At 66.3% G+C, this 8,950-nt stretch carries 8 protein-coding genes and 1 tRNA gene; 3 read left to right on the top strand and 6 right to left on the bottom strand.

The window, feature by feature from the left end:
- Together ACPGXI_RS07865 and ACPGXI_RS07860 are read right to left on the bottom strand one after the other, a co-directional pair.
- On the bottom strand, window positions 1-354 hold a 354-nt coding region (locus tag ACPGXI_RS07865), incomplete at its 3' end, for a hypothetical protein (RefSeq protein ID WP_526651517.1).
- Window positions 355-423: 69 nt separating this feature from the next.
- Window positions 424-882, bottom strand: a complete 459-nt coding sequence (locus ACPGXI_RS07860; RefSeq protein WP_526651515.1) for a DUF5078 domain-containing protein — start codon at window positions 880-882, stop codon at window positions 424-426.
- A 223-nt stretch (window positions 883-1,105) separates the two neighbouring features.
- Between ACPGXI_RS07860 and ACPGXI_RS07855 the strand changes: the two genes are divergently transcribed.
- Entirely contained in the window at window positions 1,106-2,362 is a 1,257-nt protein-coding gene (locus tag ACPGXI_RS07855) for a metal-dependent hydrolase family protein (RefSeq protein WP_526651513.1), read from the top strand.
- A gap of 59 nt (window positions 2,363-2,421) precedes the next feature.
- Here ACPGXI_RS07855 and ACPGXI_RS07850 read toward each other — a convergent pair.
- Window positions 2,422-2,497, bottom strand: a tRNA-Asn gene (locus ACPGXI_RS07850).
- Between the two features lie 206 nt (window positions 2,498-2,703).
- On the opposite strand from ACPGXI_RS07850, the gene ACPGXI_RS07845 reads away from it, so the two are divergent.
- Window positions 2,704-2,955: a hypothetical protein gene (locus ACPGXI_RS07845; RefSeq protein ID WP_526651511.1), complete on the top strand. Its 252-nt coding sequence runs from the start codon at window positions 2,704-2,706 to the stop codon at window positions 2,953-2,955.
- On the opposite strand, the gene ACPGXI_RS07840 is transcribed toward ACPGXI_RS07845, so the two are convergent.
- From ACPGXI_RS07840 to ACPGXI_RS07830, 3 genes are all read right to left on the bottom strand, one after another.
- On the bottom strand, window positions 2,952-3,251 hold the full coding sequence (locus ACPGXI_RS07840; protein WP_526651537.1) for a DUF7155 family protein: 300 nt from the start codon (window positions 3,249-3,251) through the stop codon (window positions 2,952-2,954). The two genes, ACPGXI_RS07845 and ACPGXI_RS07840, sit on opposite strands and share 4 nt — an antisense overlap.
- Before the next feature lie 75 nt (window positions 3,252-3,326).
- On the bottom strand, window positions 3,327-5,321 hold the full coding sequence (dnaG, locus tag ACPGXI_RS07835) for a DNA primase (RefSeq protein WP_526651509.1): 1,995 nt from the start codon (window positions 5,319-5,321) through the stop codon (window positions 3,327-3,329).
- Window positions 5,322-5,352: 31 nt separating this feature from the next.
- Window positions 5,353-6,627: a deoxyguanosinetriphosphate triphosphohydrolase gene (locus tag ACPGXI_RS07830; protein WP_526651507.1), complete on the bottom strand. Its 1,275-nt coding sequence runs from the start codon at window positions 6,625-6,627 to the stop codon at window positions 5,353-5,355.
- A gap of 71 nt (window positions 6,628-6,698) precedes the next feature.
- Between ACPGXI_RS07830 and ACPGXI_RS07825 the strand changes: the two genes are divergently transcribed.
- On the top strand, window positions 6,699-8,774 hold the full coding sequence (locus ACPGXI_RS07825; RefSeq protein ID WP_526651505.1) for a TPM domain-containing protein: 2,076 nt from the start codon (window positions 6,699-6,701) through the stop codon (window positions 8,772-8,774).
- Window positions 8,775-8,950: the final 176 nt, after the last annotated feature.

The raw sequence follows: 8,950 nt of genomic DNA, 5'->3' as shown, positions 1-8,950 counted from the left end.
GCACGAGGGGGAGCACTCAGCCGCGGAGCCCCGGGTGTGTGCCAACAGCACGGAGCGCTGCCTTGCTGGGGACACGCGGCCACGCCACCCGACCCGGCACCCCGCCGCCAGCGCCACCGCCGGAATCGCACCGAGTAGGTAGCGCCGGGACTTACTGACTCCACCACGGCGGTTGACTCCGCCACCAAGGCTGCCGGCATCCTCCATCGACTTGCCCTCCGTGTTCGCTGTGAGTTCACGGTCGCACCGCAAAGCCACCGCGCCGTTGCACGGCAGGACTACAAGCTGAACCCTGCGGTGGCCGTCTGAATCATGCTCATCGGCAACAATTTTGGGGATCGACGCACCCGGCACTTAACCACCGGTGAAGCTGAGTTCTGTGGGGCCTGAGCGAAGCCTCAGACCCCCGGAACCTTCAGGGGATCAAGCGGGCGGGGCGAGCAAGGAGGGATCTTCGGCCGGGAATGTCGGGCATTTATCCGCAATCTCTTCGGCGTTCGCTTCCGAGGTGGCGAACAGCGGCACGAATTGCGGGAAAATCACCGCCAACTCGTCGACCTCAGCCTGCCGATCTGCGGGACTCTTTTCCAACAGCAGATTCAGGTGATTGATAATCGCGGGCTGCAGAAACGATGGCTCAGAGTTGTACCGCTCGATCAATGCGTCGTAAGTCATGGGTTCCACAGCCTTCGTCGCGGCCAGGAGTTGATCGAGGGAACAGTTGGTGTCGAGCAGAGCGGCAGGTACCGCGTCCGGGTTGATCGGAGGCGCTGGAGGCGGCGGAGGCTGGGCAGCCGCGACACCGGAGAATCCGACGGCGGCAATGGACATGCCCGCGGAGGCGACTACCGCACGGGTAAGAAAAACGTTGAAGGAATTCATGATTGCAGACCGTAACTCAGCCGGAAGAATCCGTCTGGAAAACGTGGATTCCCGCCATTTGCACCTTGCGTCGCCGCAGCGAACGGAAATCCAATCCGGATCAACGGCTGCGTGGTCGGCAGGGCGCTACAGTTATCCACGCGCTGCACAAAAAGCCCATCAGATTACTAGATAGAACGCGATCCGACTGACAGCTGCCGCTGTCGAGACAAGGGAGTCGAGGTTGGAATCCCCGAAGCTCGCTATCCGCAACGCCAATGTGTTCGACAGTGTCCACGGCCGGGTCACCGGACCGGTGGACATTGCCGTCCAGGAAGGGCGGATAACGTCGCTAACACCCTCGGGCTCAACCGAATTCGCGGGCGATGTCGACATCGACGGCACCGGCAAGACGCTGATGCCGGGGCTGATCGACGCGCACTGGCATGCGGCGTTCGCCACCATTCCCACTGATGTGGCTCTGCTCGGCGAGGTCGGCTACCTGTTCGCCAAGGCGGTGGTCGGTGCCCGGGAGACGCTACTGCGGGGATTCACCACGGTCCGCGATGTCGGCGGGCCGGTCTTCGGTATCAAACAGGCCATCGACGAGGACGTGATCCCCGGCCCCCGGATCTTCCCGGCGGGCGCGTTCATCTCCCAGTCCGGCGGGCACGGCGACTTCCGGCTGCCGAATGAAACGCCTCGAGGGGTGGCCGGGCACCTGAGCTACACAGAAATCATCGGTGCCGCAGTCATCGCCGACGGGGAAGCCGAGGTACTGCGAGGCGCACGCGAGGTACTGCGCCGCGGCGCATCGCAGCTCAAGCTCATGGCCGGCGGCGGCTGCGCGTCAAACTACGACCCGCTCGACGTCACCCAGTACACCGAAGCAGAAATGCGGGCCGCGGTACAGGTGGCCGAGAACTGGGGCACCTACGTCACGGTGCACGCCTACACCCCCCGCGCGATCCGGACGGCCGTCGCCGCCGGTGTCCGCTGCATCGAACACGGACAACTCATCGACGAAGAGACCGCCGCACTGCTTGCCGAGAAAGACATCTGGTGGTGCCTGCAGCCGTTTCTTGACGACGAGGACGCAATGCCGCTGCCCCCGGCGAACCGTTCCAAGTTCGTGCAGATGGTTGCCGGTACCGACAACGCATACGGGCTGGCGAAGAAACACCAAGTCAAGCTGGCATTCGGAACGGACACCCTGTTCGACGCCAAACTGGCCGGCCGCCAAGGTGCCCAACTGGCGAAACTCACTCGCTGGTTCACACCCGCCGAGGTGCTGCAGCAAGCCACGATCCGCAACGCCGAACTGCTGGCGATGTCTGGACCACGCAACCCCTACCCCGGACAGCTCGGTGTGGTTGCCGAGGGCGCGTTCGCCGACCTGATTCTGGTCGACGGCGACCCCGTCGCCGACATTTCGCTGATCACCCGACCTGAGGAGACCTTCACCGCGATCATCAAGGACGGTCGCCTCGCCAAAGGATGAACGGGCGGTTGACGTGTGAAAATCGGTTGACGTGTGAAAATGTTGACCTGTGCGAATACTGGCTCCCCCGGCTGGACTCGAACCAGCAACCCTTCGGTTAACAGCCGAATGCTCTGCCAATTGAGCTACAGGGGATTGCACTGCCGCAGTAGGTGCGCCGCGGATCAGAGAGCACTTTAGCTTACCGTTCCTGCGAGGTGCCAATAAGCTCCCGGCCGGGCGCGCAGTGCCCGCGGTGCGGCGGGGTAGGGCAGGATGGGACCGGAACGAACTCGAAAGAGGACTGTCACGTAGTCCACGAATATCGCATTGTCCACCAATATCGCTTGAGGAGGAGCCCTGTGATCGGGTATGTCGCTGTCTTGGCCGTGGGCTATGTGCTGGGCACCAAGGCAGGTAAGCAGCGCTACGAACAGATCGCCGGGACGTACAAAGCCGTCACCGGCAGCCCGGCGGCCAAGGCGGTGATCGACGCGGGGCGGCGCAGAATTGCCGATCGAGTATCACCCGACCCGGCGATGGCGAAGCTCACACAGATCGAGCCGGGCACCGAAGTATTCGAGCCGCACCAGCCGGTAGAGAAAACCCGCTAGCCGAAGTCGCGCGAGAAGGAGCCTCCGGGGAGCAGGGGCCCGGTGTAGACGCCGAGCCCGTACGGACCGAACCCGACGTTCGGGCTGCCGATCATGAAACCGTCGCCGTTGGAGTAACCCATGCAATTGCCGTCTTCTTGATTGCCGAACCAGGCCAGGCAAGCCGGACCAGCGGTCACCTGCGGTGGGGCATCAGTGCTGGCCAGGGCTGTGTAGAGCGGAACGGCCACGGCTGCGGCGGCGAAGGCCCCCGCAATCAACCGGGTGCCCCCGTTTCGGATCGCGTTCACGAACATCACCAGCTCACCTTCTCGACTATGCCTGACCTCAAATATGCCCGACAGCACGCCCAGCATACCCTTCTTGTCGGTTCATGCAGTCAGGTCGTTACCGCTGGCCTGTTCGAGCAGCCCACGCCGATAGCCCTCCATGGCCACCAGGTCGCCGAACAGCGCGTGGTACTCATCCCCCTGTTCGACCGGCGACATGCGCTGCAGTTTCGACTTCACCTCGGCGATCTGGCGGCCGATCCACACTTCCTGCAGTCGGGCCAGCACACCGCCGATATACCGCGGCAACTTCTCGTCATCGGCGTTGATCGCCTCGACGCCCAGTTCATTGACCAGACCGGCCGCCATGGGTGAGGCAGCCTGATCCCGCACCGCCTCGATCCATTGCGCGCCGGTCATCCCGGCCGCGGTGCCGCCGGCGGCTTCAATCGATACCCGAACAGCCGCGTAACCGGCGTGGGTGAAGCTCTCCGCTGCCAGCGAGTCGAAGACCGGTCCGGCCAGGGCGGGATACTGCAACGCCGACTTGAGCGCCTCGCGCTGCGGCCACAGCCCGGGGTCGGCTGGGTCCGGCCGGGCCGCGCCGGGCTCTCCTGCAGGGCCCTCTCCTGCTGGGCCCTCTCCTGCTGGGCCCTCTCCTGCTGGGCGAGGCCCCGGCGACTGGGCCGCCTCGGCCTGAGCGCCGCGACGGCGGGTCCGTAGCGGCATACCGCGCTTGTTCGCCTCTTCACGCACCCGGTTGAGCACCTGGCCTTCATCGCGCCATCCGGTCCATCCCGCGAGCCTGCGTGCATACTCGTCGCGCAGCGCGTAATCCCGAATCCTGGCGACCAACGGCACGCAACGGCGCAGCGCGTCAACTTGCGCCTGCGGGTCGTTGTCCAGGACATCGCCGTCGGGGATGAGACTGCGAATCGCGAACTCGAACATCGGAATCCGGCGAGCCACCAGATCCCGAAGCGCACCGTCGCCGGACTTCAGCCGCAGATCGCACGGATCCATGCCATCGGAAGCGATTGCCACGAAGGACTTTCCGGCGACCTGCTGGTCTCCGTCGAATGCCTTCAGCGCCGCTGCCTGGCCGGCCGCATCGCCATCGAACACGAAGATCAACTCGCCGCGGTACCAGTTGTCGTCCATCATCAGTCGCCGCAGCAGCGCCAGGTGCCCGTCCCCGTAAGCGGTCCCGCAGGATGCGACGGCTGTCGTCTCGCCGGCCAGGTGCATGGCCATCACGTCGGTATAGCCCTCGACGACCACGGCGCGGTGCGACTTTGCGATGTCGCGTCTGGCCAGATCGAGGCCGAACATCACATTGGATTTCTTGTACAACACGGTCTCGGGGGTGTTGACGTACTTCGCTTCCATCTGGTCATCGTCGAAGATCCGTCGGGCACCGAACCCGATGACTTCCCCGCCGCCGGCCCGGATCGGCCACAGCAACCGGCGGTGAAAACGATCCATGGGGCCGCGGCGCCCCTCCCTGGACAACCCCGCCGCCTCGAGCTCCTTGAACTCGAAACCCTTGCGCAACAGATGCTTTGTCAGCGTCTCCCAGCCTGATGGCGCGAATCCGCAGCCGAACTTTGCGGCGGCGTCGGCATTGAAGTCACGCTCGATCAGGTACTGCCGCGCCTGGGCGGCCTCGTCGGACTGCAGCGCCGCGGCGTAGAACTCCTGCGCTGCGGCGTTGGCGGCCAGCAGCCTGCTGCGGCTGCCCCGGTCGCGCTGCACGTTTGTGGTCGAGCCGCCGGTGTAGGTGACGGTGTAGCCCACACGGTCGGCGAGCAGTTCGACGGCTTCGATGAAGCTGACGTGTTCGATCTTCTGCAGGAAGGCGTAGGCGTCACCGCCTTCACCGCAGCCGAAACAGTGGAAGTGCCCGTGGTTGGGCCGAACGTGGAACGAGGGCGACTTCTCGTCGTGGAAGGGGCAAAGGCCCTTCATCGAATCCGCGCCCGCGCGCCGCAGCTGAACGTATTCGCCGACGAGATCCGCGATGTTGAGCTGTTCCCGAATGGCGGCGATATCGCGATCGGGGACCCTGCCCCGTCCCCGCGTCCCGTCGCCTGCCACCCGGCCAGTCTAGAGCCCGCGACGGGAGCGCCTACGCGGGTTCGAGCCGCTCCAGACGACCTTCGGTGATCGAGGCCACCTGGTCGATAACCACCCGCATCCGCGCCCCGTCATCGGCGGCGGCCATGAAGTCCGGGACGAACAGTGGATCCAGCGTCTCCGGCGCTCCGGCCAGCACGAACTGGACCACCGCCTCGATTCGCTCGCGCTGCCGCGCCTGCACATCCAGATGCCGAGGGTCGGACATGATGAACTGCAGCGCGAGAATCTTCAGCACCGCCACCTCCGCGCGCACCAGCGTGGGCACCTCCAGATCGGTGGAATAGCGCACCAATCGACCCGGACCGCAGGCGTTGCGGGTGGCGGCAATGGCCGATGACGCGAATCGGCCGACCAGTCCGCTGGTCATCGTCTTGAGCGCCACCGCCGACGACAGCGTGGCGTCGTACTTGCCGACCCCGGCCACCGCGGGCAGCAACGACAGCCGACCGGCCGCCTCGACCAGGTCCGCCGCCGCCAACCCGCCACCCATGCCGTGCGACTGCCCCAACCGACCCAATGCGTTCACCGCGCCGTCATCGGCAAGAACCCGCAGATCGATACGCCCGGAGGTCACGCCGTCCTCGACATCGTGTACCGAGTAGGCGACGTCGTCGGCCCAGTCCATGATTTGCGCTTCCAGGCAGGGCCTGCGATCGGGCGCGTCGCCGCGGACCCAATCTGCCGCTGCGGCGTCGTCTTCGTAGAAGCCGAACTTGCCGCCCGTCGATGATCGGCACCACGGATACTTCGTCACCGCGTCCAGCGCGGCACGGGTCAGGTTGAGTCCCGCGCTGCGGGGCCGAGCTCCCGGATTGTCAAGAACTTTGGGTTCCAGCCGGGTAAGGATGCGAAAGTTCTGCGCGTTGCCCTCGAACCCACCGCACTCTTCCGCGAGCTGGTTGAGCGCCCGTTCCCCGTTATGCCCGTAGGGCGGGTGGCCGATGTCGTGCGCCAGTCCGGCCAGGTCGACGAGATCGGGGTCGGCGCCCAGCCCTACTGCCATGCCCCGGCCGATCTGAGCCACCTCTAGTGAGTGCGTCAGCCGGGTCCGCGGCGTTTCACTCTGCCGCGGGCCGACCACCTGGGTCTTGTCGGCCAACCGGCGGAACGCCGCGGAGTGCAACACTCGCGCGCGGTCGCGAGCGAAGCCGGTGCGGTGCTCGGTGGCCGTGCCCGGCAACGCGGCACCCTTGGGGGGTTCGACCACCAGACGCTGACGGTCGAACTCGCTGTATGGATCGCATTGCGTGAGATCAGTGGGCACCGACGCACAGTCTGCCAGGCCGATCACCCGGTAATAGCTGCCGCGCAGGTGCGCGGCACTAGATTGGCCTCATGCACGTCCCCCGCCTGCTGAGCATGCTGCTCGCTGTCCTGATCTCAGGGTTTCTCTGCGCGCCGGTCGCAACCGCGGAGCCGCCCTTTCGCATCCCGGATTACGTCACGGACGACTCGGGCGCGCTGTCCCCGGTGCAGCGCGCGCAAGTAGAAGACGCGGTGTCCCGACTGTACGACGAAGAACGCATTCGCCTCTGGGTGGTGTACGTCGACACCTTCGGGCAGTCGGCGCAGGCCTGGGCGCAAACCACGATGCGGCTCAGCGACTTCGGGGACCGCGACGCCCTGCTGGCGGTGGCCACGATGGAACGCGCCTACGCCTTCCAGGTACCCCTGGCTATCATGTCCCAGACCAAGGCCAACAAGCTGCAGCGGGATGTGATCGAGCCGGCGCTGCGAGACGACGACCTGGCCGGCGCGGCGGTAGCCGCCGCCGACGGCATGGGAACCGCAGCCGCGTCGGGCTCTTCCACGGGCACTGGTTCAGGTATCTCGTGGCCCGCGTTCTTGACCGTGATGGCGGTCCTGGGCGTCGCGGTGCTCGTACTGTGGCTGTGGATGCGGCGCCGGCGAGTCAAGCGCCGTGAGGCCGAGTTCGCCGCGGCCCGGCGAGTGGATCCCGCCGATCCCAGCGCGCTGGCGGCGGTGCCCATCGATGCGCTCGACGACCTGAGCAAAGCCATCGTCGTCGATGTCGACAACGCGGTGCGCACCAGTGAAAGCGAACTGGCTCTGGCTGTCCAAGAATTCGGCGACGCCAGGACGGAGCCGTTCAGTCGGGCGGTCGGCACTGCCCGAAAGACACTGGCCCAGGCGTTCAATGTGCGTCAGATCCTCGATGACACGGTGCCCGAGACACCCCAGCAACGCCGTGACCTCTTGACCAGGGTGATCGTCGCCGCCGCGAAGGCCGACCAGGAGCTCGACGCCCAGAGCGACGCCTTCGAGAAGTTGCGCGACCTGGTCATCCACGCACCCAGCCGGCTCGACGGACTGACCCGGGACATGGTCGATCTCACCGCCCGCATGGCGCCGTCCGAGCAGGCCCTCGCGGCGCTGCGCAACCAGTTCGACCCCGCCGCGCTGACGTCGGTCGCCGACAACCCAGCGACCGCCAAAGAACGGCTGGCCTTCGCCGACCGCAGTATCAGCAGCGCCAGGGACCTCGTCGCTCGGCCGACCGGTCAGCAGACCGGACTCGTCGATGCGATTCACGCGGCCGAATCATCGTTGGGCCAGGCACGTTCGCTGCTCGACGCGATCGACTCCGTGGGCACCGACATCAACCGGGCCGTGGGCGCCCTACCTTCGGCGATCACCGACATCCAGAACGGCATCGCCGAGGCCGCAGCACAATTGGGGCGGGGCAACAGTACGCAGCGAGCGGAGTTGGAGGCAGCCCGCAACGCGGCGACCGAGGCCGTCGATGACGCCCAGCGAAATGGCGGCACCGATCCCCTGGGCGTGTTCACCCGGCTGACCAAGGCCGATGCCGATCTCGACCGGCTACTGGCCAGCATCGCCGAGGAACGCGCCGCGGTCGAACGGCTGAACCGCGCCTACGACCAAGCACTGCTGACCGCCCAGTCCCGGGTCCGAGGGGTTTCGGATTTCATCGACACCAGGCGCGGCAGCATCGGTCCTGAGGCCCGCACGCGACTGGCCGAAGCGGTCCGCCAGCTGCAGGCAGCCCGGGACAAGAAGGCGACCAACCTCAGCGAGGCCGTCGCACACGCCAATGGTGCATCGATGCTCGCCGCGCAGGCACAGTCGCTGGCCAACGCAGACGTGCGATCGGCCCAACGCTCCTACACGTCGGGCTGGGGTGGGGGCGGTGGGCGCCGCGGCGGCGGCTCGGATATCGGCGCGGTCATCGGCGGCATCCTGATCGGCAACATCCTCGGCGGCGCCATGCGTGGTGGCCGCGGCGGTCTCGGTCGCGGCTTCGGCGGGGGTTTCGGGGGCTTCGGCGGCGGTTTCGGAGGCGGACGCAGCTCCGGGCGCCCCACGTCCTACGGCGGATCGTCTCGGTCATCGGGCCGCAGCTACGGCGGTGGCGGCGGCCGGTTCTGAGCGCAGACGCGATAGTTTCCGGGACCAACAATTCTCCGGGACCAACGGCGCCCGATGATGTGACCTAGTACTCCAGACTTGCGGCGCCCGTTGCGCAAGCATTGACTTGCGGCGGCCGTTGCCCAAGCATTGAACTCAAGAGGTGTTGGGTCACGGGGCGGAGCACCGTCCTGCGA

This window comes from Mycobacterium sp., assembly GCF_049608025.1.
Taxonomy (GTDB): domain Bacteria; phylum Actinomycetota; class Actinomycetes; order Mycobacteriales; family Mycobacteriaceae; genus Mycobacterium.
This window is presented reverse-complemented; position numbering and strand designations above follow the sequence as displayed.

Bases quoted from the DNA above. Each gene is read 5' to 3' on its own strand.
- ACPGXI_RS07860 (WP_526651515.1), bottom strand. From the start codon at position 882: ATGAATTCCTTCAACGTTTTTCTTACCCGTGCGGTAGTCGCCTCCGCG.
- ACPGXI_RS07840 (WP_526651537.1), bottom strand. From the start codon at position 3,251: ATGTTCGTGAACGCGATCCGAAACGGGGGCACCCGGTTGATTGCGGGG.
- ACPGXI_RS07825 (WP_526651505.1), top strand. From the start codon at position 6,699: ATGCACGTCCCCCGCCTGCTGAGCATGCTGCTCGCTGTCCTGATCTCA.